General features: G+C 75.8%; 22 protein-coding genes. 2 read left to right on the forward strand and 20 right to left on the reverse strand.

The window, feature by feature from the left end:
- Positions 1-13: 13 nt before the first annotated feature.
- The 5 genes from nadC to BMW27_RS13010 all read right to left on the reverse strand — a co-directional run bounded on the left by nadC (position 14) and on the right by BMW27_RS13010 (position 4955).
- Positions 14-967: a carboxylating nicotinate-nucleotide diphosphorylase gene (gene nadC / locus BMW27_RS12990; RefSeq protein ID WP_245743536.1), complete on the reverse strand. Its 954-nt coding sequence runs from the start codon at positions 965-967 to the stop codon at positions 14-16.
- A complete protein-coding gene (locus BMW27_RS12995; protein WP_091444806.1) occupies positions 961-2637 on the reverse strand; it encodes an L-aspartate oxidase in 1677 nt (558 codons plus the stop codon). The genes nadC and BMW27_RS12995 overlap by 7 nt, the downstream gene beginning before the upstream one ends.
- The gene (gene panD / locus BMW27_RS13000; protein WP_091444808.1) at positions 2634-3068 is read right to left on the reverse strand and encodes an aspartate 1-decarboxylase; all 435 of its coding nucleotides are present in this window, start codon (positions 3066-3068) and stop codon (positions 2634-2636) included. The genes BMW27_RS12995 and panD overlap by 4 nt, the downstream gene beginning before the upstream one ends.
- Positions 3065-3934, reverse strand: coding sequence for a pantoate--beta-alanine ligase (panC, locus tag BMW27_RS13005; RefSeq protein WP_245743537.1), 870 nt, complete (start codon positions 3932-3934; stop codon positions 3065-3067). Before panC ends, panD begins: the two co-directional genes overlap by 4 nt.
- 61 nt (positions 3935-3995) lie before the next feature.
- On the reverse strand, positions 3996-4955 hold the full coding sequence (locus BMW27_RS13010; protein ID WP_091444809.1) for a Rossmann-like and DUF2520 domain-containing protein: 960 nt from the start codon (positions 4953-4955) through the stop codon (positions 3996-3998).
- Positions 4956-5220: 265 nt separating this feature from the next.
- Between BMW27_RS13010 and BMW27_RS13015 the strand changes: the two genes are divergently transcribed.
- On the forward strand, positions 5221-5973 hold the full coding sequence (locus BMW27_RS13015; RefSeq protein WP_091444811.1) for an SDR family oxidoreductase: 753 nt from the start codon (positions 5221-5223) through the stop codon (positions 5971-5973).
- Between the two features lie 73 nt (positions 5974-6046).
- Here BMW27_RS13015 and BMW27_RS13020 read toward each other — a convergent pair whose 3' ends face one another.
- The 6 genes from BMW27_RS13020 to BMW27_RS13045 all read right to left on the reverse strand — a co-directional run bounded on the left by BMW27_RS13020 (position 6047) and on the right by BMW27_RS13045 (position 12966).
- Entirely contained in the window at positions 6047-7270 is a 1224-nt protein-coding gene (locus BMW27_RS13020) for a DUF6779 domain-containing protein (protein ID WP_091444812.1), read from the reverse strand.
- Positions 7271-7361: 91 nt separating this feature from the next.
- Entirely contained in the window at positions 7362-9053 is a 1692-nt protein-coding gene (locus BMW27_RS13025; protein ID WP_091444813.1) for a LamG domain-containing protein, read from the reverse strand.
- Positions 9054-9244: 191 nt separating this feature from the next.
- A complete protein-coding gene (locus BMW27_RS13030) occupies positions 9245-9862 on the reverse strand; it encodes a hypothetical protein (protein ID WP_091444815.1) in 618 nt (205 codons plus the stop codon).
- A gap of 351 nt (positions 9863-10213) precedes the next feature.
- Entirely contained in the window at positions 10214-11227 is a 1014-nt protein-coding gene (locus BMW27_RS13035; protein ID WP_091444817.1) for a glycine betaine ABC transporter substrate-binding protein, read from the reverse strand.
- 288 nt (positions 11228-11515) lie between these two features.
- The gene (locus tag BMW27_RS13040) at positions 11516-12247 is read right to left on the reverse strand and encodes an ABC transporter permease (protein WP_091445151.1); all 732 of its coding nucleotides are present in this window, start codon (positions 12245-12247) and stop codon (positions 11516-11518) included.
- Entirely contained in the window at positions 12244-12966 is a 723-nt protein-coding gene (locus BMW27_RS13045; RefSeq protein ID WP_217638146.1) for an ABC transporter permease, read from the reverse strand. The genes BMW27_RS13040 and BMW27_RS13045 overlap by 4 nt, the downstream gene beginning before the upstream one ends.
- Positions 12967-12968: 2 nt before the next feature.
- Here BMW27_RS13045 and BMW27_RS13050 point away from each other — a divergent pair, with 2 nt between their 5' ends.
- The gene (locus BMW27_RS13050; protein WP_245743538.1) at positions 12969-14153 is read left to right on the forward strand and encodes an ABC transporter ATP-binding protein; all 1185 of its coding nucleotides are present in this window, start codon (positions 12969-12971) and stop codon (positions 14151-14153) included.
- A 39-nt stretch (positions 14154-14192) separates the two neighbouring features.
- On the opposite strand, the gene BMW27_RS13055 is transcribed toward BMW27_RS13050, so the two are convergent.
- The 9 genes from BMW27_RS13055 to BMW27_RS13095 form a co-directional block, all read right to left on the reverse strand.
- Positions 14193-14699: a DUF3180 domain-containing protein gene (locus tag BMW27_RS13055; protein ID WP_091444818.1), complete on the reverse strand. Its 507-nt coding sequence runs from the start codon at positions 14697-14699 to the stop codon at positions 14193-14195.
- A gap of 73 nt (positions 14700-14772) precedes the next feature.
- Entirely contained in the window at positions 14773-15279 is a 507-nt protein-coding gene (folK, locus tag BMW27_RS13060) for a 2-amino-4-hydroxy-6-hydroxymethyldihydropteridine diphosphokinase (RefSeq protein ID WP_091444820.1), read from the reverse strand.
- Positions 15280-15352: 73 nt separating this feature from the next.
- Positions 15353-15739, reverse strand: coding sequence for a dihydroneopterin aldolase (folB, locus tag BMW27_RS13065; protein ID WP_217638147.1), 387 nt, complete (start codon positions 15737-15739; stop codon positions 15353-15355).
- Positions 15732-16592, reverse strand: coding sequence for a dihydropteroate synthase (gene folP / locus BMW27_RS13070; RefSeq protein WP_091444821.1), 861 nt, complete (start codon positions 16590-16592; stop codon positions 15732-15734). Before folP ends, folB begins: the two co-directional genes overlap by 8 nt.
- Positions 16589-17227 carry a GTP cyclohydrolase I FolE gene (folE, locus tag BMW27_RS13075; RefSeq protein ID WP_425431670.1) on the reverse strand — a complete coding sequence of 213 codons (639 nt, stop codon included), beginning with the start codon at positions 17225-17227 and terminating at the stop codon, positions 16589-16591. The genes folP and folE overlap by 4 nt, the downstream gene beginning before the upstream one ends.
- Entirely contained in the window at positions 17224-19212 is a 1989-nt protein-coding gene (gene ftsH / locus BMW27_RS13080; protein ID WP_091444823.1) for an ATP-dependent zinc metalloprotease FtsH, read from the reverse strand. Before ftsH ends, folE begins: the two co-directional genes overlap by 4 nt.
- A gap of 389 nt (positions 19213-19601) precedes the next feature.
- Positions 19602-20189, reverse strand: a complete 588-nt coding sequence (gene hpt, locus BMW27_RS13085) for a hypoxanthine phosphoribosyltransferase (RefSeq protein WP_091444825.1) — start codon at positions 20187-20189, stop codon at positions 19602-19604.
- Positions 20186-21211: a tRNA lysidine(34) synthetase TilS gene (gene tilS / locus BMW27_RS13090; RefSeq protein WP_091444827.1), complete on the reverse strand. Its 1026-nt coding sequence runs from the start codon at positions 21209-21211 to the stop codon at positions 20186-20188. The genes hpt and tilS overlap by 4 nt, the downstream gene beginning before the upstream one ends.
- A gap of 5 nt (positions 21212-21216) precedes the next feature.
- Positions 21217-22302: a zinc-dependent metalloprotease gene (locus BMW27_RS13095; RefSeq protein ID WP_091444829.1), complete on the reverse strand. Its 1086-nt coding sequence runs from the start codon at positions 22300-22302 to the stop codon at positions 21217-21219.
- Positions 22303-22437 lie beyond the last annotated feature (135 nt).

The raw sequence follows: 22437 nt of genomic DNA on the forward strand, positions 1-22437 counted from the left end.
ACAGTGGCGGCCATCAGGGCCTCGAAGACCACGAGAGTGCAGATCCCGCGCCTTCCGCCCGCAGGTCGAGCGCGAGGTCGAGGATCGGCGCGGAGTGGGTGAGCCCGCCGACCGACAGGTAGTCGACACCGGTCTCGGCGACCGCCCGGGCCACCTCCAGGGTCAGCCCGCCGGTGGCCTCGAGCTCGGCCCGCCCGCCGACCAGGGCGACGACCTCGCGCAGGACCTCCGGCGGCATGTTGTCGCAGAGCAGGAAGTCCGCGCCGGCCTCGACCGCCTCGACCGCCTGCCCGGGCACGTCGACCTCGACCTGCACCGCCACCCGGGGGGCCCGCTCGCGCACCGCGGCGATGGCGGCGGCCACCGAGCCCGCGGCGGCGACGTGGTTGTCCTTGACCATGGCGACGTCGTAGAGCCCCATGCGCTTGTTCGACCCACCTCCGCAGCGGACGGCGTACTTCTCCAGCGGCCGCAGCCCGGGCGTGGTCTTGCGGGTGTCGAGGACGACGGCGCCGGTGCCTGCGACGGCGTCGACCCACCGGCGGGTGAGCGTGGCGATGCCGCTGGCCCGGCTGGCGACGTTCAGCGCGCTGCGCTCGGCGGCCAGCAGCGCGCGCACCGGCCCGCGGACGGTCAGCAGCACGTCACCCCGGACCACCCGGTCCCCGTCGGCGGCACTTGCGGTGAGCGTGGCCCCGGGGGCGAGCCGGGTGAAGACGCGCGCGGCGACCGGCAGGCCGGCCACGACGCCGTCGGCCCGGGCCACGAGGTCCGCGGTGCCCAGCTGCGCGGCCGGCACGGTGGCGGCGCTGGTGACGTCGTGCGCGACGGCCAGGTCCGGGGCGCTGGGCAGGGGTGCGCCGCCGGTGAGGTCCTCGACCAGGGTGCGCTCGACCAGCTCGGCCACCCACTGCTCCGACAGCCCGGTCCCCGTCAGGTCACGGGGGTCGGCGGCCGCGGTCACCACGGCTGCACCACCGGCGTCCCCACCGGCCGGCGGGTCACCTGCGGGGAGCCGTCCTCGCCGAGCCGCACGTCCAGGTGCACCTGCCAGTCCTCCTCGGTCTCGGGGTGGTCCTCGCGCCAGTGGCAGCCGCGGGTCTCCTCCCGGGCCGCGGCCGCGGTGGCGAGCGCGGTGGCGACGGTGAGCAGGTCGGTGGCCTCCCAGCCGGTCACGCCGGGGGCTGCGTCCGTGTCGAGCCCGGCGGCCAGGGCGGCCAGCCGGCCGGTCGCCTCGGCCAGCCCCGCCCCGCTGCGCAGCGCGCCGACGCGGGTCGACATCGTCTCGGTGACCGCACGGCGGCCCTCGGGGTCGAGCAGCCCGGACGGCGCGGTGTCCTGCGGCACGAGCGGGGACGGCGGCGGCAGCCGCTCGGCCAGCTCGGCCCCGATGCGCGCGGCGAAGACCAGCCCCTCGAGCAGCGAGTTCGACGCCAGCCGGTTGGCCCCGTGCACGCCGGTGCAGGCCACCTCGCCGCACGCGTAGAGGCCGGGCACCGTCGTCCGCCCGGCCAGGTCGGTGACCAGGCCGCCCGAGGCGTAGTGCGCTGCCGGGGTGACCGGGATCAGCTCGGTGACCGGGTCGATGCCGGCCGCGCGGCAGCTCGCCACGATCGTCGGGAACCGCCGGGCGAGGTCGGGGACGCTGCGGGCGTCGAGCTCCACGTGGTCGACGCCGTCGCGCAGCTGCACCCGGGTGATGGCCTTGGCGACGACGTCGCGGGGGGCCAGCTCGGCCAGCGGGTGGACGCCGACCAGGAACCGCTCCCCCGACCGGTCGCGGAGGACCGCGCCCTCGCCGCGCAGTGCCTCGCTGACCAGCGGCTGCTGGCCGCGCGCACCCGGGCCCAGGTAGAGCGAGGTCGGGTGGAACTGCACGAACTCCAGGTCGGTGGCGACGGCTCCGGCGCGCAGCCCCAGGGCCACGCCGTCCCCGGTGGAGACCGGCGGGTTCGTGGTCGCGGCGTAGACCTGCCCCATGCCGCCGGTGGCGAGCACGACCGCGCGGGCGCGGACCGCGCCCACGCCGTCGGCGCTGCCCTCCCCCAGCACGTGCAGCGTCACCCCGGCGGCGCGACCGGCGGCGTCGGTGAGCAGGTCGAGCACCATCGCGTGCTCGACGAGGGTGACCCCGGGGTCGGCCCGGACGGCGTCCTGCAGCGCGCGCTGCACCTCCGAGCCCGTGGCGTCGCCGCCGGCGTGCACGATCCGGTCGGCGGAGTGCCCGCCCTCGCGGGTGAGCAGCAGCGTGCCGGCGGGGTCGCGGTCGAAGGCGGCGCCCCAGCCGATCAGCTGGCGCAGCCGCTCGGGGCCCTCGTGCACGAGCACGGAGACCGCCGCGGGCTCGCACAGCCCCACCCCGGCGACCTCGGTGTCCCGGGCGTGCGCCGCAGGGGTGTCCGCAGGGTCGAGCACGGCCGCGATGCCGCCCTGCGCCCAGCGGGTAGACCCGTCGTCCACCCGGACCTTGGTGACGACGGCGACCGACAGCCCGGCCGCCCGGGCGTGCAGCGCGACGCACAGCCCGGCGATGCCGGAGCCGACGACGCAGACGTCGGCGGCCAGCTCCCAGCCGGGCGCCGGCGCGGTCAGCCGCACCGGCAGCCCGGTGACGCGCCCGGCCGCCAGCGTGCTCACCGGACGGGACGAGGCCGTGACGCGAGCGGGCTCCGCTCGTGGTCCGTTGCGCCGGGGACCGGGGCCGAGGGGTCGCCGCCGAGCTCGAGGACGCGGTTGGCGGCGTCGACGTGCACGACCCTGGGGATGTGGGACTTCGCCTCGGTCTCGTCCATCAGGCCGTAGCTGATCAGGATGACCAGGTCGCCGGGGTGCACCAGGTGCGCGGCGGCGCCGTTGATGCCGATGACGCCGCTGCCCCGCTCACCGGGGATCACGTAGGTCTCCAGCCGCGCGCCGTTGGTGACGTCGACGATCGCGACCTGCTCGCCGGGGACGAGGTCGGCAGCGTCGAGGAGGTCCTCGTCGATGGTCACCGAGCCCACGTAGTGCAGGTCGGCCTGGGTGACCGTCGCACGGTGGATCTTGGACTTGAGCATCGTGCGCATCATCGCGGGTCCCCCAGCTGGATCTCGGTGTTGTCGATGAGTCGGGTGCTGCCGGCGCGGGCGGCGACGAGCAGCCGGGCGGGGCCGGCGGGCGGCGGGGGCCCGAGGTCCGGATCGGTCAGCTCCAGGTAGTCCTGGAGCAGGTCGGGCGCCTCGGCGAGGACGGCGGTGGCCGCGGCGAGGACGGCGTCCGCGCCCCGCGGGCCGGCCGCCGCCCCGGCGCGCAGCGCGCGCGAGAGGGTGGCGGCGGTGGCCCGCTGCTCCGGCGAGAGGTAGCGGTTGCGGGAGGACAGCGCCATGCCGTCGTCCTCCCGGACGGTGGGCACGCCGACGACCTCGACGCCGAGCGCCAGCTCGCGGGCCATCGCCCGGACGAGCGCGAGCTGCTGGTAGTCCTTCTCGCCGAAGACGGCCAGGTCCGGGCGGACCAGGCCGAACAGCTTGGCGACGACGGTCAGCACGCCGGCGAAGTGGCCGGGGCGGACGGCGCCCTCGAGCACGTCGCCGAGCGGGCCGGGGTGCACGGTCACGCCCAGCGCGCCGGGTGGGTAGACCTCCTCCACCGGCGGGTGGAGCACGACGTCGGCGCCCTCCTCGGCCAGCGCGGCGAGGTCGGCGTCCCAGGTGCGCGGGTAGCGGTCGAAGTCCTCGCCGGGGCCGAACTGGGTCGGGTTGACGAAGACCGAGACGACGACGCCGCCGGCCCGCTCCCGCGCGGCGCGGACGAGGGCGCGGTGGCCCTCGTGCAGGGCGCCCATCGTGGGCACCAGCGCGACCGGCCCGGGGAGCCCGGCGACGAGCTCGCGCAGCTCGGCGGCGGTCCCGGCCACGGCGGGAGCCGGCGGGGCGGTGGCGCGGGTGGCGGTCACGGCGGTCGGGCGGGGCGACGGCACCGCGCTCACCGGGAGCCGGCCGGTGGGAGGACCACGGTCAGCCCTCCGCCCGCTCGCTCGCGAGGGAGCCCGGGACGTGGCCGTCGAGCAGTTCAACGAGCGGGGCGCCCTCGTGCCGCTTGAGCCGGCCGGTCGCCAGCGCCCGCTCGGTGGTGCGCTGGGCGAGCGCGACGTAGGCCGCGACCGAGTCCGGCGCCCGCTCGGTGAGGGTGTCCAGGTGCTGCCGCACGGTGCCGACGTCCCCGCGGCTGACCGGGCCGGTGAGCCCCCGGTCGCCGCGGCGCAGGCCGTTGTCGAGGGCGGCGGTGAGCAGCGGGGCGAGCACCCGGCCCGGCTCGGCGACGCCCGCGGTGCGCAGCAGGTCCGCGGCCTCGGCGACCAGCGTGACCAGGTGGTTGGCGCCGGTGACCAGGGCCGCGTGGTAGAGCCCGCGGTCGGCCTCGGCGACGAAGAAGGGCTCGCCGCCCATCTCCAGGACGAGGGTCTCGGCCACCGGACGGTGCTCCGGCGCGCTGGTGACGCCGAAGGGGGCACCGGCGAGGCGGTCGGCGTCCTCGGGGGCTCCGGTGAAGGTCATGGCCGGGTGCAGCGCCAGCGGCAGCACGCCGGCCCGCGCGGCGGGGGCCAGGACGGCCAGGCCGTGCGCCCCGGAGGTGTGGAACGCGAGCTGGCCGGCCCGCCAGACGCCGGTCTCGGCCAGCCCGGAGACCAGGCCGGCCAGGCTGTCGTCGGGGACGGCGAGCACGACGAGGTCGGCGGCGGCCACGACCTCGTCGGTGGGCAGCAGCGGCACGCCGGGCAGCAGCCGGGCGGCGCGCTCGGCGGAGGCGGTGGAGAGACCGGCGGCGGCGACCACGTCGTGGCCGGCGGCGGTGAGGGCGGCGCCGAGGACGGCGCCGACGCGCCCGGCGCCGACGATGCCGACGCGGAGGCGGGCGGGAGCGGTGTCCGCCGGGATCAGGCCGGCAGCGCGGAGCGTCCTGCGGGCAGCAGGCATCGGTGCACCTCTCGTTCCAGTCCCTCGCGGGGTACCGGACTCGTGGTCGCGGGCTCCGCCGTTGGAGCCCGTCGGGTGTTGCGGTCCTGCGGTCGTGCCGACGCGTGCCCCGCTGCGACCAGGTGTGTCACGCGGGTGTCGCGTCGAAGGCGAGTGTGTGACCGGTTCGGGGCGCGTGCAACGCCTCCCCCCTGTGGTGTGGGTCACCCCTGGACCCACCTACGGTGTCCGACGGCGACCGCAGACGCACGGCGAGAGGACACGGGTGGGCACCTTCGAGGGACGGACGGCGCTGGTCACCGGCGCGAGCCGGGGCATCGGCCTGGCGATCGCGCGGAGCCTGGTGGCCCGGGGCGCGCGCGTCGTGGTGACCGGCCGCCGGCCCGACGCGTTGGCCGAGGCGGTGACCGCCCTGGGCGGTCCGGAGGCGGCCGTCGGCGTCGCCGGGAACGCCGGGGACGCCGAGCACCGCGCCGCGGCCGTGCGCACCGCCGTCGAGACCTTCGGCAGCCTGGACGTGCTGGTCGGCAACGTCGGCATCAACCCGGTCTACGGCCCGCTGGTCGACCTCCCCCTGGACGGCTTCCGCAAGATCCTCGACACCAACGTCGTCAGCACGCTGGGCCTGGTGCAGGAGGCCTGGCGGGCGTGGATGGCCGAGCACGGCGGCTCGGTGCTGGTCGTCGCCTCGGTGGCCGGGCTCAAGGCCTCGCCGATGATCGGCGGCTACGGGGTGAGCAAGGCGGCCCTGGTCAACCTGGTCACCCAGCTCGCGGTCGAGCTCGGACCCACGGTCCGGGTGAACGCGGTCGCGCCCGCGGTGGTCAGGACCCGCTTCGCCGGGGCGCTCTACGAGGGCCGGGAGGCCGAGGCGGCAGCGCAGTACCCGGTGGGCCGCCTCGGCGAGCCCGAGGACGTCGGCGAGGCCGCGGCGTACCTGCTCGGGGACGGCGCGGGCTGGGTCACCGGCCAGACCCTGGTGCTCGACGGCGGCGCGCTGTCCCGCGGTCCCGCGTGAAGAAGGACCCCGTCCTCCTCACCGCTCGCGAGCTCGCGGCGAGCCTCTGGACGGGGCCGCGAGGGTTCCCCGTTCAGCCGCGGCCCAGCACCCGCGCGAGGACGTCGTCGCTCTCGCCGTCCTCGCGGTAGCGGCGCCGGCGGCGACCGCCGGACGGCGGGGTGAGGCCGCTCTCGGCGACCAGCTCCGCCGGCCGCCTGGCCGAGTCCTCCTCCGCCGGGGCGGGCGCGGCCGCCACCGGGGCGGGCGCAGCGGGCCCGGGGACCGGCGGGCGTTCCCGCCGGGCGACCGGGCGCTCGACGGTCAGCTGCCCGGCGAGCGGGGCTCCGGGGAGGAGGTCGTCGGTACGGCGCCGGCGCCACTCGGGCTCGGGCTCGGGCTGCGGCGTCGGCGGCGGCACGTCGAGCAGCGATCGCCGGGCCAGCCAGTCCAGCGGCTGCGGTGGTGCGGTCGGCCGGGGCTCGACGCGGACCTCCTCCAGTCGACGGGTGCCGGGGGCCGGCTCGTCGGCGCGGACGGCCGGCCACGCGGCGGTCGGCTCCGACGCCGGCCGGTCCCAGCCGTCGGCCTCGACGGTGGGCAGAGCGGTCGGTTCCGGTGCCGCGGGGGCTGTCCGGGTGGACTGGGTCCGCAGCATGACCCGCTCGACGAGCATCTCGCCCGACAGCTGCTCGGTGAGCTCGCTGCGCAGCCGGCCGACGTCGGTGCGCAGCTCGGCCAGTCCGGTGAGGTCGAGGCCGGCCAGGGCGGTGCGCAGCTCGGCGAGGCCGGCGACATCCCGGCGCAGCTCGGCGAGGCCGGCGACATCCCGGCGCAGCTCGGCGAGGCCGGTGAGATCCCGGCGCAGCTCGGCGACCTGGGCCAGCTCCGTGCGCAGCGCCTCGAGCTCGGTCCGCATGGACTGCTCGGCGGTGCGCCGGAGGTCGTTCTCCACCCGGAGCTCGTGCTCGCGGCGGGCGGCGACCTCGCGCTCCAACTCCAGCTCGTAGGCCAGGCGCAGCTCGGCCTCGCGCTCGGCGGCCGTCCGCTCGAGGTCGGCACGCTCGACCGCGGCCCGCGCCGCGCCGTCCACCGGGGCGCCGTCCGCGGTGCGCCGGGACGCGACCAGCGCGGCGAGCACGAAGGCCCAGGCGGCGGCGACGACAGCCAGTCGCAGCACCTGGGGGTCCTCGGTGAGGAGGACGGCGACGGTGGCTGCCACCGAGAGGCAGAAGCCCCCGGCCAGCCCGACCGTCCGCAGTGCCGCGGTCCCCGGTCCGGAGGGGCGCGCCGACACGTCGTCCCGGTCCCCCCGCATGGCGCACAGGGTAACGCTGCGGAGGCCTCCGACCACGGAACCGATCGTCGGATGCCGGGACGCCCCGCCCTGACGGTCAGGGGCGGGGCGCTCAGAAGCTCGCGCCCCAGTGGACGGCGACCTCCTCCGGGGTCAGCTCCCGATCGTACACCGATGCCTCGTCCAGCCGGCCGGAGAAGAAGTCCGCGCCCGGCCGGGTGGCGAAGGCGCTGTAGTCGCCCCCACCGCCCCAGCGCCAGAAGCCCGAAGGGAGCCCAGGACTGGCGGACGACGCGTTCTCCCCCACCTGGACGCCGTCCAGGTACAGGCTCATGCGCCCGTCCGAGCGCATCGTGGCGGTCACCAGGTGCCACCCGCCGTCGCGGTGGTCGGTGGTGGTGACGACGGTCCGCTGCGGGCTGCGGACCGTGAAGGCCAGCCGGCCGGTGGCCGTCAGGTAGACGGCGATGTCCGGCAGCGTCGCGCTGCCCGTCTGGGTGGAGCCGAAGCTGACCAGCGGTCCCGTGCCACCGGAGGAGCTGAACCACACCTCGGTGGAGAAGGCGGTGGGCAGGGGGCGGCTCGCGCCGCCGGAGATGTCGTTGACACCCCTGAGCCGGACCGCGACCCCGGCCGGCGCCGTCCCGGTGGGCGCCCCGGCCACCTGCAGGTCGGGGTGGCCGTGGAACGTGCCGCGGTTTTGGCCGGAGGCGTCGGCCACGGTGAGGACCCCGGCCGCCGGCTGCTCCTCCAGCTGCCAGTACATGCGCAGGGACGCGAAGCTCGTCACCGACGTCGCGTAGTTGCCGGCGACGGTGCCCTTGCCCAGGTCGTAGTGCTTCTTGATCTCCGTCGCGTTCAGCGCCGCGGCGTAGACGGCGACCTCGTCGATGCCGCCGGACCACGTGTCCCGCGCCGGGGTGCCGCCGTCCGTCGCGATCGGTGCCGTACCCACGCGCACCCGCCCGGTCACGCTCTCCGGCCAGCCGGCGCAGAGCGCGCTGTCGTACTGCACGACGCCGTCGAGATAGACGCTCACCTGCGCGCCGTCGTTCCTGCACAGCCCGCTGCCCGGCGCGGCGGTGGGGTCGACGACCGCGGCGATGTGGCGCCACACGGGGGTGTCGGTGGAGGAGCTCCACACCTTGAGGTCCGTGCTGTCTGACCCGCACACCTCCTGGGTGCCCGAGGACAGGGTCAGGCCGACGCAGGCCTCCCCGCTGGTGTTGATGTACAGCTGCGTCGCGCCCGCGGTCGGGGTGGAGGGGTCGGGGAGCAGGCTCACCACCGCGCCGCCGTAGCCGTACCCGGTGTGCACCCAGGCCTCCAGGGTCAGCCTCGGGAGCTCACCGGCGCCGGCGGTGCCGGAGCCGGTGATCGAAGTCGTGCTGTCGGCCGTGGCGTAGGCGCGCTCGGGGAAGTGCACCGCGCGCCGGGGATCCCCCGAGCTCGCCACGATCGCCCCGGTCGGGATCGAGGTGGCCGCCGCGGCGCCGTTGTACGTGCCAGGGGCGCCGGCCAGGGCCGCAGCGGTGGAGCTGCCGTAGGGGTCGTCGAAGGGGTGGTGGACGACGGGGCCGCTCCGCTGGACGGCGGCGCGGTAGTCCGGGAAGGTCGCCTCGGTCACCAGCCGGTTGCCCGTGCCGGCGGTGGTGCCGGTGAACGCCGCCCAGGCCCCGCCGGGTCCGGCGACGGCGAGGGCGACGGTCACCAGGACCGCGCAGCCGGCCAGCACGGCGCGAGGCGCAGGACCGCGCAGCCGGATCCGCCCGGCCCGGACCCCGTGGGGGTGGGATCCGCTCACGACGGGTGCCGTCCCGCCCGGCCGCCGCCCGTGGCGACGGGGGTCGCGGCGCGGCGCGAGCAGCCTGCGCTCCCGCCGTCGGCCGTCGTCGTGCGGTGCTCGGGCATCGGTTCCTCGTCCTCCGGGGTGCTGGCAGCCACGGTCACGGCCTCATCGGCCGATCGGGGGGAGCCCTTGAGCCGACGTGCGCGTCAGGCGCCGGGGGTGTGGCTCCGGGCCTCCCAGGTGAAGGTCATGCCGACCTCCTTGCCCTGGATGCTGGTGGGGTGCGAGTCGGCCGGGAGGCGGTAGGAGATCTTGTAGGTCCGCGCTCGGTCCGTCGTCGCGGTCGGGCGCCAGTCGCTCACGGTGTCCCCGTTCGCGTTCCCGAGCCCCGTGCTGTAACCGGAGGGGAAGGCGCTGAGCGTGCTGGTGGGGTAGGTGTACGGCGACGCCCCGAGGCCGGAGAGGCAGTCCGCGTCGGGGACGGGGCTCAGGGGCGTCGCGGACATCTCCACCGTGACCTGGAGCGCGTTGGCCAGCTCGGTGCTGCCTGTGAGCGACCCGTACAGCCGCACTCCGGTGGCGGCGGTGTCCACGTTGCCGGAGTAGGTGACGGTGATGCACCTGTGTCCCGAGCTGCCGGGCACCAGCAGCCCCTCGGAGGTGGTGTCGAACAGGACCTGGGCGCGGTTGTTGCTCAGCTGTACGACGCCGGTCCCCCAGGTGTTCTGCGGGGTGGCGGTCGTGCCGACGAACGCGGCGTGGGAGGAGGACCAGACCAGCGTGACGCTGGCGACCAGGCCGACGGGCACAGCCGCCGCGAGCACGGTGAGCCGCCTCGGCGCGCGGCTCGCGGTCCGGGCGTGCCGGCGCGGGGGTGTGGCGTGGCGGCTTCGCCGCCGACGGCCGATGATCACGGTTCCTCCAGTGGGCGCGTTGAGAGCCCATCGGCGGCACGCGTGCTCCCCTTGAGCCCCTCGGGCGATCAGGCGGCGACCCCACCCGGAGGGGGGGTGCGCACGGGACCCGAGGTGACGTGGGGGCGCCGGCTGTTGCTCGCTCTCGTGCCGGCCGCCCCGGGGGCCGGTCGCCGACCGGCCCGGCGCCTGGGAGGCCGTGGTCTCCAGGTGCGAGCAGCTCCCGCCGGCGACGGGCGCCGCCCCGGCGGGAGCGCCGGCTCAGCCCTGCTGCGCGAGCGCGCCGTCCGAGCTGAGCACCAGGCCGAGGGAGATCTCGCCCTGCTGCAGGGCCGCCTTGGTCAGCGGGCCGCCGGCGTCCAGCTCGCGGAAGCCGTCGAACTGCAGGCCGTAGGCCTCCTCCAGGCCGGGCTGGCACTGAGGCCGCTGCGGGCACTCGGTGGGACCGCCGAGGATCAGCGAGCCGTCGCCGCAGGCGTCGGCGAGCTCGGACAGGGTGGCGACACCCAGGCCGTCGGCGAAGGCCTGGGTCACGGCGAAGGCGTTCTGGTCGGCGGCCTCGGAGGGCTCGCCGAAGACCAGCCCGGCCTGCTCGGCGATCGGCCTCAGCGCGGTCAAGGTCTCCTGCACGTCACCGGTGGCCGGGCCGTCCTCGGTGGGGCCGTTGGCCAACTCGTCGAGCTCGTCGGTCACCGTGGCCAGGTACTCCGGGAACACCTGGATCTCCGAGCCGGAGATCAGCGCGGGCAGGTAGAGCTCGCGGTTGCCGACCTCGCGCACCGAGGCGTCGAAGCCCGCGGCGCCCAGGACGTCGGCGTAGACGTTCGCCAGGATCGTCGACTCGGTGAAGTTCGCGCCGCCGACGACGATCGGGCCGCTGCCCTGCTCGAGCGCGGCGGTGTCGACGTTCTCCTCGACCCAGCCCGCGGCGACGTCCTCGGCGCTCCGCCGTTCGAGGTCGACGGCGGCGTTGAGCTCGATCAGCTCCTCGGTGGTCATGGCCGCCGACACCGCGTCGAGGGCGGGCAGCAGCGCCGGGTTGGCCATCGCGGTGGCCATGTTGACCGCCGGGACGACGTTGTCCGCGTTCTGCAGCTGCTTGTCGTCCTCGAGCACGACGAGCTGGTCGCCGGCCACGGGAGCGCAGGCGTCGCCGGACGCGCCACCGCCGCTGGCCTGGGCCCTACCGGTGCCCGAGGAGCCGGACTCGCCGCAGGCGGTCAGCAGGAGCCCGGCGAGGGCGAGGGGAACGAGGGTGCGTGCACGGCTGCGCATGTGGCCCGCCTTCTGTCCCGCGCGACCCGACGGCCGCGGCGCGTGTCTGGCGGGGAGGACCCCGCGCCCGCCATGCAACAGCCGGACCACCCCACCCGGCCACGTGCACCGGCCAGCTGTTGCCCGGTTGTTACGGACGGCCCCTCTGTAGACGGAGGACCCGTCCTCCCCACCCTGCGGAAGCTCGGGGCGGTGCCCGGGACGGGGCCGCGGCGAGCCCCGGGACGCGGCCGGGTGGCGGCCTGCGCGGCCGGGTGGCGGCCCGCGGGTGAGGCCCGGAGTGGTCCCTCAGAGCGGTACGCCGGACGACGTCGGCTCCGGGCGGCCGGCCCGCGCCGCCCGGACCGGGCGCAGCGGCCACCGGCGCGGGCCGGGCGTGACCGCCGTCGAGGCGAGGACCAGGAGCAGCTCGGTGAGCAGCGCCAGAGCGGCCACCAGCACGGCACCGGCGAGGATCTCGCCGTGGTCCTGCTGGCCGAAGCCGAGGTTGATGATCCGCCCGAGGCCTCCGCCGCCGACGAGCGCGGCCAGGGTCGCGGTGGCGACGACCTGAACCGCCGCCGTCCGGACGCCGGTCGCCACCAGCGGGGAGGCGAGCGGGAACTCGACCCGGGTCAGCATCTGGCCGCGGCTCATGCCCATCGCGCGGGCCGCCTCGCGGACGTCGCGGTCGACCTCGCGGAACCCCACGTAGGTGTTGGTCAGCATCGGCGGGACGGCGAAGGCGGCCAGCGCCAGGACGGTGCCGGTCTCGCTGAAGCCCAGCGGGGTCACCGCCAGCACGGTGAGCAGGGCGAGGGTGGGGACGGCGCGGCTGACGTTGGACAGGACGACGAGCGCGCCCGCGCCGCGGCCGCTGCGGCCCAGCAGCACCCCGGTGGGGACGGCGAGGACGGCGGCGAGCAGCACGGCCAGCGCGGAGATCCGCAGGTGCTGAACCAGCAGGTCGAGGATGCCGCCGGGCCGGGTCCAGTTGAACGGGTCGTTGAGGTAGACGAACGCGTCGCCGACGGCGGTCACCGGGCCGCCCGCGTCCACGGGGTGAATAGCCGCTGCAGGCCGGCCAGCAGCACGTCGGCGACCACCGCGAGCAGCACGCAGCCGACCGCGCCGGTGACGATCTCGGCTCGGTAGAAGTTCGCGTTGAGGCCGCCGATGATCAGCTGGCCCAGTCCCCCGTTGCCGGTGATCACCCCGACGGTGACCAGCGCGACGGTCGAGACCGTGGCGATGCGCAGGCCGGCCATGAAGGCCGGCAGCGCCAGGGGCAGGTCGACCCGGAGGAACAGCCGCGCGGGGCCGTAGCCCATGCCGCGGGCCGCCTCGCGCACGTCGTCCGGGACCCCCTGCAGGCCGGCCAGGAAGTTGCGCACCAGGATGACGAGCGTGTAGACGGTCAGCCCGACCAGCACCGTGACCGGGGACAGCGCTCCGGTGAACGGTGCGAGGAAGGCGAACAGGGCCAGCGACGGGATCGTGTAGACGACCGAGCTGAGCCCGAGGACCGGGCCCGCCAGCAGCCGGGTGCGCCGGGCGAGCAGCGCCAGGGGCAGCGCGACCAGCGTCCCGAGCAGCACCGCCCCGACGGTGAGCCTGACGTGCTGACCGAGGTGGCCCACAATGGTGTCCCAGTTGTCGGTCACGTACGACGGGTCGAACCAGGGGTTCGGCGCCTCGTCCGCGGCGAGCACCGGGGTGCCCGGGTCGCTCGTCGCGCTCAGCGCACCCAGGGAGGCCACGCGTGGACGCTACTGCCGCGCCCTCGTCGCTGCGCGCGACGTCGGCGGCCGCCCGGTCGGCCGGCCACGCTCCCGAGATCCGGCTGGAGGGGGTCGGCAAGGTCTACCCCGACGGCACCGTGGGGGTGGCCGAGCTGGACCTGACCTTCGCCGCCGGGGAGCTGTCGGTGCTGGTCGGGCCGTCGGGCTGCGGCAAGACGACGACGATGAAGATGGTCAACCGCATCATCGAGCCGACCACCGGGCGCATCCTGCTCGGCGGCGAGGACGTGACCCGGGTCGACGCCGACCGCCTCCGCCGCCGCATCGGCTACGTCATCCAGAGCGTCGGGCTGTTCCCCCACCAGACGGTGCGCACCAACGTCGCGACCGTCCCACGGCTGCTGGGCTGGGACCGCCGGGAGATCCGCGACCGCGTCGAGGAGCTGCTCACCCTGGTCGGGCTGGACCCCGCCGTCCACGGCGACCGGTACCCCGCCCAGCTGTCCGGGGGGCAGCGGCAGCGGGCCGGCGTCGCCCGGGCGCTGGCCGCCGACCCCGGCGTCCTGCTGATGGACGAGCCGTTCTCCGCCGTCGACCCGGTGGTGCGCGAGCGGCTGCAGGCGGAGTTCCTGCGGCTGCAGGAGACGGTGCACAAGACGATCGTCTTCGTCACCCACGACATCGAGGAGGCGGTGCGGCTCGGCGACCGCATCGCGGTGATGAGCACCGGCGGGCACGTCGAGCAGTTCGCCCCGCCCGCGGAGCTGCTGGGCCGGCCGGCGAACGAGACGGTGGCCGACTTCGTCGGCGCCGACCGGGGGCTCAAGCGGCTGGCGGTCACCCCGATCGACCCCGCCGACCTCGAGCACCCGCCGGTGGTCGGGGTGGGCGACGGCCTGGCCGAGGCCGGGGCGGCGCTGGACCGCGCCGGCGCGGCCCGGGCGGTGGTGCTGGACGCCGGCGGCCGCCCGGCCGGGTGGCTGCCCGCCGACCGGGCGTCGGGTTCCGGGACGGTCGCCTCGGCCGTCGTCCGCGACGACGCCGCCGTGCCGCTGCAGGCCTCGCTGCGGACGGCGCTGGCCACGATCCTGCAGTCCGACGCCGGGTGGGTGCCGGTGCTCGACGGCGACCGTCACCTGGGCGTCCTCACCCCCGCCGCCCTGCACGCGGCGCTGCGCCGGTCGGTGCACGAGGGCGCCGGCTGAGCGGCTGGGTCCGGCGCCGGGGCCGTCCGTCGGCACCGGTCAGGCTCGGGCGCCCGCCTGCGGTGTCTCGTCGTCGGGGGACGGCGGGATGCGGCAGACCGACTCCAACCAGAGCGCCGCTCCGACCAGCGCGGCCGAGCAGACGACCCCGACGACCCCGGTGACCGTGTCGTTCGCGGCGGCCTGCAGGCGCGACACCGACGGTCCCACGTAGAGCAGCAGCCCCACCCAGATGCCGACGAAGGCCGCGCCGACGTACGCGCTGGCCTGCGCCAGGACCGCGAGCCGGGCGACCAGCATCGGCTCGACCGGGCGGACCGGCGCGGTGCCGCGCTCGGCCGCGGGACGGCGGTCCCGCTGGGCGGCCAGCCGGGCCCGCAGCGTGCGGGCGCCGAGGAACTCGGCCAGGGCCAGCACGCCGAGCGGCACCGGCAGCCACCAGCGGAGGGCCGGCAGGGAGCCGTAGCTCGCCCGCACGACCAGCCACGCGGCGACGGCGAGGCCGGCCGCGAGGACCACCAGGTCCCGCCGGTCCACGGGTCTCACGCGCCCTCCTCGCCGGCGCTCGTCGGACGCGTCCGCGGCCTCGCCCTGCCCGTTCGCGAGCTCGCGAGCTCGCTCACCGGAGGTGCTCCCAGCGGACGACGGCCGCGACGTCCTCCGGTGGCAACGCGGCCAGCAGGTCGCTCACCCGGCCGCGGCCCGGTAGCACCGCGGTGGGGTCGAGGCTGGCCCACGGCACGAGCACGAACGCGCGCTCGTGCGCGCGAGGGTGCGGGAGGGTGAGCGCGGGGTCGTCGGAGAGGACCGGCCGGCCGTCGTCCCCGGTGACCGTGACGACGTCGACGTCGAGGGTGCGCGGCCCCCAGCGCACGTCGCGGGTGCGCCCGGCGGCCTGCTCCAGCTCGTGCGCGCGGGCCAGCCAGCCGGCGGCGTCCCGGTCCCCGCGCACGACCACGACCGCGTTGAGGTACGGCGGCTGCTCGACCGGGCCCCACGGCGGTGTCTCGTACAGCGTCGAGCGGGCCACCAGCACGCCGTCGCCCTTGAGGGCGGCGACGGCGGTGCGCAGCGCGGCGGCACGGTCCCCCAGGTTGGCGCCCAGCGACAGGACCGCACGGGTCACGAGTGCTCCCCGCCGGCGCTCGTCGTCCTCGCGCCCGGGGGTGCTGTGCCCTCGCGTGAGCTCGCGAGCTCGCTCACGGCCGCTCCCGCCGGATGGCGACGGCGACGTCGTCGAACGGGACGCCGAGGTCGGCCTCGGGCTTGTGCACGGTGATCTCGACGGCGTCGACCAGCGGGTCCTCGAGGCAGACGTCGGCCAGCCGCTGGGCGAGGGTCTCCAGCAGGTCGACCGGCTCCCCCGTCAGCACGCTGTGCAGCGCGCGGGCCAGCTCGGCGTAGTTGACCGTGCGCTCGAGGTCGTCGTCGGCAGCGGCCGGGGCGGTGTCCAGCTCGAGGACGGCGTCGACGCGGAAGGTCTGCCCCAGCCGGCGCTCGGCCTCGTACACGCCGTGGAAGGCGTGCGCGGAGAGCCCCTGGATGGCGATGCGGTCCAGGCGGGTGGACGGGTGGGCGTCAGCCACGGCGCTCTCCCTCGCGACGGGCCGCCTGGACGGCGGCGACGGTCCGGACGGCATCGGCCGAGGCTGCCGCGTCGTGCACCCGCACGCCCCAGGCGCCGGCCTCGGCGGCCAGCACCGTGGTGGCCAGCGTGGCGGCGTCGCGCTGCTCGGCCGGGCGCAGGGTGTCGTCGGGGGCGGCGAGCAGGCGGCCGAGGAAGGACTTGCGGGATGCGCCGACGAGCACGGGCAGACCGAGGCCGACGACCCGGTCGAGGCCGGCGAGCAGCCGCCAGTTGTGCTCGGCGCGCTTGGCGAAGCCGAGGCCGGGGTCGAGGACCAGCTGCTCGGGGGTGACGCCCGCGGCGACGACGTCCTCCACCCGGGCGGTCAGCTCGGCGCAGACCTCGGTGACGACGTCGCCGTACTGCGCGGCGGCGTACATCTCGCGGCTGTGCCCGCGCCAGTGCATGAGCACCCACGGCACGCCGGCCTCGGCGACCAGCTCGGCCATGTTCTTGTCGGCCAGGCCGCCGCTCACGTCGTTGACCAGGACGGCACCGGCCTCGAGCGCGGCCTCGGCCACCTCCGCCCGCGTGGTGTCGACGCTGGCGCGCACACCCGCCGAGGCGAGCTCGCGGATCACCGGGACGACCCGGCCGCACTCCTCGGCGGCGCTCACCCGGTCGGCTCCGGGGCGGGTGGACTCCCCGCCGACGTCGACGTAGTCGGCGCCGGCGGCGTGCATCACCAGCCCGTGCGCGATCGCCGCACCGGCGTCGGCGAAGCAGCCACCGTCGGAGAACGAGTCGGGCGTGACGTTGAGGACCCCCATGACCACGCAGCGGCCGGGGCGCGGCAGTTCGGTGCAGGTCACCGGCCCAGCACGAGGCTCATCGCCTCGCTGCGGGTCGCCGCGTTGTCCCGGAAGATCCCGCGCACGGCCGAGGTGACGGTCGACGAGCCGGGCTTGCGGACCCCGCGCATGGCCATGCACAGGTGCTCGGCCTCGATCACGACGAGCACACCGCGCGGCTTGAGGACGTCGGCCAGCGCGTCGGCGATCTGGCTGGTCATCCGCTCCTGCACCTGGGGTCGGCGGGCGTAGACCTCGACCAGCCGGGCCAGCTTGGACAGCCCGGTGACCCGCCCGTCCTCCCCCGGGATGTAGCCGATGTGCGCGACCCCGTGGAACGGGACCAGGTGGTGCTCGCAGGTCGAGTACATCGGGATGTCCTTCACCAGGACCATCTCGTCGTGGTCCTCGTCGAAGGTGGTCGCCAGGACCGCGGCCGGGTCCTGCCACAGCCCGGCGAAGGTCTCCGCGTACGCGCGGGCGACCCGGTCGGGGGTGCCCTGCAGCCCGGGACGGTCGGGGTCCTCGCCGACGGCGAGCAGCAGCTCCCGGACGGCGGCCGCGGCCCGGGCGTGGTCGACCCCGGTCCGTGGCGGGCTCAGCAGCAGAGCCGCGCCGTCCTCGTCCCCACCCGCTCGGGCCGGGACCTCGCTCACCGCTGCGCGGGGGCCCCCACGTCCCCCACAGCGGTGCTGCCGTGGCCGATGTGGCCGTTACCGTTCTGGGCGGCCTGCTCCGCGGGGGTCAGCACCGGCGGCTGGTCCGACGGGGTGCGCTTGCCGAAGCCGTTGTACGGGGCGAGCGACGGGCGCTTGGTGACCGGCGCGCAGATGCGGGCCATGTCCTCCTTGGAGAGGGTCTCCTTCTCCATCAGCTCGAGCACGAGCTGGTCGAGGACGCCCCGGTACTCGACCAGGATCTCCCACGCCTCGTCGTGCGCCGCCTCGATGAGGGCACGGATCTCCGCGTCGATGTCGGCGGCGACGGCCTCGGAGTAGTCCGGCCGGGTGCCCATGTCGCGGCCGAGGAACGGCTCGGACTCGTTGCTGCCGTACTTCACCGCACCGAGCTTGGCGCTCATGCCGTACTGGGTGACCATCGCCCGCGCCATGGCGGTCGCCTTCTCGATGTCGTTGCCGGCGCCGGTGGTGGGCTCGTGGAAGACGAGCTCCTCGGCCGCCCGGCCACCGAGGGCGTAGGCGAGGGTGTCGATCATCTCCGACCGGGTCTGGGTGTACTTGTCCTCGGTCGGCAGCACGAGCGTGTGCCCGAGCGAGCGGCCGCGCGGGAGGATCGTCACCTTGTGCACCGGGTCCAGGTTGGGCAGTGCGTGCGCCACCAGGGCGTGGCCGCCCTCGTGGTAGGCGGTGACCTTCTTCTCCTTCTCGCTCATCGCCCGCGTCTTGCGCTCGGGGCCGGCGACGACGCGGTCGATCGCCTCCTCGAGGAGCTCGTCGGTGATCACCGTGCCGTTGGTGCGGGCGGTGAGCAGCGCGCCCTCGTTGAGCACGTTGGCGAGGTCGGCGCCGGTGAAGCCCGGCGTCCGGCGGGCCACGGTCCCCAGGTCGACGTCCGGGGCGAGCGGCTTGCCCTTGGCGTGCACCTCGAGGATCCGCTTGCGCCCCTCGAGGTCGGGCCGGTCGACGGCGATCTGGCGGTCGAAGCGGCCCGGGCGCAGCAGCGCCGGGTCCAGGATGTCCGGTCGGTTGGTGGCGGCGATCATGATGACGCCGCCCTTGACGTCGAAGCCGTCCATCTCGACGAGCATCTGGTTGAGCGTCTGCTCGCGCTCGTCGTGGCCGCCGCCCATGCCGGCGCCGCGGTGCCGGCCGACCGCGTCGATCTCGTCGACGAAGATGATCGCCGGGGCGTTCTGCTTGGCCTGCTCGAAGAGGTCGCGCACGCGGCTGGCACCGACACCGACGAACATCTCGACGAAGTCGGACCCGGAGATGGAGAAGAACGGCACCCCGGCCTCGCCCGCCACGGCGCGGGCCAGCAGCGTCTTGCCGGTGCCGGGCGGGCCGAACAGCAGCACGCCCTTGGGGATCTTCGCGCCCACGGCCTGGAACTTGACCGGGTTGGCGAGGAAGTCCTTGATCTCGTGCAGTTCCTCGATCGCCTCGTCCGCGCCGGCGACGTCGGCGAACGTCGTCTTCGGGGTGTCCTTGGTGACCTGCTTGGCCTTGGACTTGCCGAAGGCCATGACCCCGCGGCCGCCGCCCTGCATGGAGTTGAACAGCCAGAACAGCAGGAGCAGGAGGATCACGAACGGCAGGAAGCTGATCAGCAGGCTGACCAGGACGCTGTCCTGCGTGACGTTGGTGTTGAAGTCGACGCCCTCGCCGTCACCCAGCCCGGAGACCAGGTCGAAGACGTCGTCGGCCGCCCCGAGCGGGTAGGAGGCGGTGATCTGGTCGCTGCCCTCGACCGGGTTGGCCAGCTCGAGGTCGAGCGTCTGTTCCTTGTCGTTGATCGTGACCTGGTCGGCGTTGCCGTTCTGGATCTGCTCCAGCGCGACCGCCGTGCTGACCTCCTGGAAGCCGCCGGTGCCGCGGAACAGCGAGGAGAACGCCAGCGCCAGGAGGACGACGAGGACGACCCAGAACCACACGGAGCGGAAGATCTTCTTGCGTTCCATACACCGATGCCGGGCGACCGGGTGCTCCGGCCTGTCCCGTCCACCCTCCTGATCGTCCGGGGGACGCTCCCTGCGGCCCGGGCGGGCACCCTGGCGCTCGGTGCAGCGTCGTTGCGATCGACGGTACACCGGGGAGTCCCTGCGACAGCCGTGCAGCGGCCGGGTCCGGCCCGACAACCCCCTGGCGGGTGGCCCGTCGTCGGCAGTGGGCCGCGGTGCGGCTCCGCGCACGACCGCCGCACCGTGAGCCGCCCGCCACCGTCCCGTCCGCCGACGGTCCTCCGCCGAATATCAGCTCAGCTCACGTCTGCAGGTCCTGGCTCACGACCGATGGGAGCCAGGACCCTCGGTGGGTCAGCTCGGCTGATCACCGAGGACCCGACGGACGGTCAGCTCGAGTAGACCTCGGGCTTGAGGGTCGCGATGTAGGGCAGGTCGCGGTAGCGCTCGGCGTAGTCCAGGCCGTACCCGACCACGAACTCGTTCGGGATGTCGAAGCCGACGTAGCGCACCGGCACGTCGACCTTCACCGCGTCGGGCTTGCGCAGCAGTGCGCAGACCTCGATCGAGGCCGGGCGCCGTCCGCCCAGGTTCTTCAGCAGCCAGGACAGGGTGAGCCCGGAGTCGATGATGTCCTCGATGACGAGCACGTGCCGGTCGCTGATGTCCCGGTCGAGGTCCTTGAGGATCCGCACGACGCCGGAGGAGCTGGTGGCCGAGCCGTAGGAGGAGACGGCCATGAACTCCATCTGGGTGGGCAGCCGCAACGCCCGCGCGAAGTCGCTCATGAACAGCACCGCGCCCTTGAGCACGCCGACCAGCAGCACCTCGCGCCCGGCGTAGTCGCGCTCGACCTGCTCGGCCATCTCGGCGATCTTGGCCTGGATCTGCTCCTCGCTGAGCAGCACGTGGTCGATGTCGGGGCCGTAGCCGTGGTCGTTGCCGAGCTCTGCGGGAGCGCTGGCGGGCTCGCTCACGGGCGGGACTCCTCGCGGGTGGGGGGTGCGTCCTCGGGACGGGTGCCCCGCGTCTCGGGGGGCGACAGGACCAGCCTGCCAGACGTCCGGAGGGCGCCTGCACCGCCGGGTAGGTCCACCCGGCCCTGCCCGCGCCAGTGTGTGACGAGGGCCTCCACCGCGTGCAGGTGCACCGCCTGGACGTCGGGGACGCCGGCGGCGCGCAGCCACCCGCGGAGCACGCGCCGGCGCAGGCCCGCGGGCAGCGCACCGAGCTCCCGGGCGGGGAGCTCGTCGGCGCCGGCGAGGCGGGCCAGCTCGGCCGCGGCGAGCTCGTCGAGGGCGTCGAGGTCCTCGCGGAGCAGGTCGGCGGTGCGGGCCAGGGCGGGCGCGACACCGCCGCCGAGCACCTCCTCCATCAGCGGCAGCACCTCGCCCCGCAGCCGGGCGCGGGTGTAGGCCGGGTCGGCGTTCCAGGGGTCGTCCCACACCGGCAGCCCCTGCTCGGCGCACGCCTCCCGGGTGGTGGCCCGGCGGACCCCGAGCAGCGGGCGCCACCAGGTGGTCCCGTCCGCCGTCCGCTCGGGGACCATGCCGGCGACCGAACGCGGGCCCGAGCCACGGCCAAGACCCAGCAGCACCGTCTCGGCCTGGTCGTCGAGGGTGTGGGCGAGCGCGACGCGGGCACCCAGCTGGACGGCGGCGGCGGCGAGCGCCGCGTACCGCGCCGTCCGGGCCGCGCCCTCCGGACCGCCGCCCGGGCCGACCGCCACGCGGCGGACGAGGACCGGGTCCAGCCCGAGCCCGTGCAGGACCTCCGCCGTCCGCTCGGCCCGCTCGGCCGAGCCGGGCTGCAGCCCGTGGTCGACGGTGATCCCCCCGGCCCGGACGCCGGCGCGCCGCGCCTCGAAGGCCAGCGCGGCGGCCAGGGCCACGGAGTCCGCTCCCCCGCTGCACGCGGCGAGCACCGGCCGATCGCTCCCCCGCAGGCCGGGCCGCACGGCGGTCCGCAGGACCGCGACGGCCCGCGGCGGACCGGCCACCGAGGTCAGGCGGGGATGGCGGGGCGGCCGTGCACCCGCTCGACCCAGCGCGCCGGGTCGGTGAGCTCCTCGATCCGCGGCAGGTTCTCCGGCCCCTCCCACACCCGGTTGAAGCCCTCCATGCCGACGAGGTCGACGACGCCACCGACGAACACCCGGCCCTCGGCGTACTGCTTCATCTTCTGCTCGAGACCCAGCAGGCGGCGCAGCACGCGGTCGATCGGGCCGCGGCCCTTGCGGCGCTGGGCGAACCGCTTGCGCAGCGTCCGCACCGACGGGACGACGTCCGGCCCGACGCCGTCCATCACGTACTCGGCGTGCCCCTCGACCAGGCTCATCACGGCGGTGACCCGGTCGAGGACGGCGCGCTGCGCCGGGTCCTGCACCAGCGCCATCAGGCCGGCGTCGTCCCCGCCGTCGGCGCCACGGGCGGCGTCCAGGATGCTGCGCAGGACGTCGCCCAGCCGGTCGCGGAGCACGTCGGGATCCAGGTCGGTGGCCTCCACGAACTCGGCCATCTGCGCCTCGAGGTGGTCCTTGAGCCACGGCACGGCGGTGAACTGCAGCTGGTGGGTGACCTCGTGCAGGCAGACCCAGAGCCGGAAGTCGGTGGGGTCCACGCCCAGGCGGCGCTCGGCGTCGACGATGTTCGGCGCGACCAGCAGCAGCCGGCCGCCGGTGCCGAAGACCTCGTACTGGCCGAGCACGCGGGAGGAGAGGAAGGCGAGCACGCCGCCGGCCTGCACGCCGGTCGCGCGGGAACCGATGGCGGTGGCCAGCGGGCCGGGCCGGTGCTCCTGCCGGGCGGCGAGGGCATCGACCAGCGGGTCGAGCAGCGCGGACATCCCCCGCGTGTTGGCGTCCACCCAGCCGGGCCGGTCGACGACGGCGACCTCGGGCACCGCGCCACCCGGCACGGGGCTGAGCCCGGTGAGGCCCTCGACGTGCGCGACGGCGGTGGCGGCGGCCTCGTGCAGCTCGCGGACGACGGCGGCGGCCTCCTCGCGCGTCGTCTGCGGGCCGGGGCCGACCAGGCGGCGGGCGGTGCGTCCGGCGAGGTCCCAGTCCACCATCCGTGCGGAGCTGCTCATCGGCTCACGGTAGGCCCTCCGGCAGGGGCCCGCCGCCGGCCCCGTCCCGGCCGGCCTCCTGCAGGGACCCGCCGCGAGCTCGCGAGTGGCGGGAGCAGGGGGTCCTCCTCCAGAGGACGGGGAGGACGGCGTCCT

This window comes from Geodermatophilus poikilotrophus, from assembly GCF_900111455.1.
Lineage (GTDB): Bacteria > Actinomycetota > Actinomycetes > Mycobacteriales > Geodermatophilaceae > Geodermatophilus > Geodermatophilus poikilotrophus.

Excerpts from the sequence above, each read along its gene's own strand:
- BMW27_RS13035 (WP_091444817.1), bottom strand. The coding sequence starts at position 11,227 with ATGCGCAGCCGTGCACGCACCCTCGTTCCCCTCGCCCTCGCCGGGCTC.
- panD (WP_091444808.1), bottom strand. The coding sequence starts at position 3,068 with ATGATGCGCACGATGCTCAAGTCCAAGATCCACCGTGCGACGGTCACC.
- BMW27_RS13020 (WP_091444812.1), bottom strand. The coding sequence starts at position 7,270 with ATGCGGGGGGACCGGGACGACGTGTCGGCGCGCCCCTCCGGACCGGGG.
- BMW27_RS13010 (WP_091444809.1), bottom strand. The coding sequence starts at position 4,955 with ATGCCTGCTGCCCGCAGGACGCTCCGCGCTGCCGGCCTGATCCCGGCG.
- ftsH (WP_091444823.1), bottom strand. The coding sequence starts at position 19,212 with ATGGAACGCAAGAAGATCTTCCGCTCCGTGTGGTTCTGGGTCGTCCTC.
- BMW27_RS13095 (WP_091444829.1), bottom strand. The coding sequence starts at position 22,302 with ATGAGCAGCTCCGCACGGATGGTGGACTGGGACCTCGCCGGACGCACC.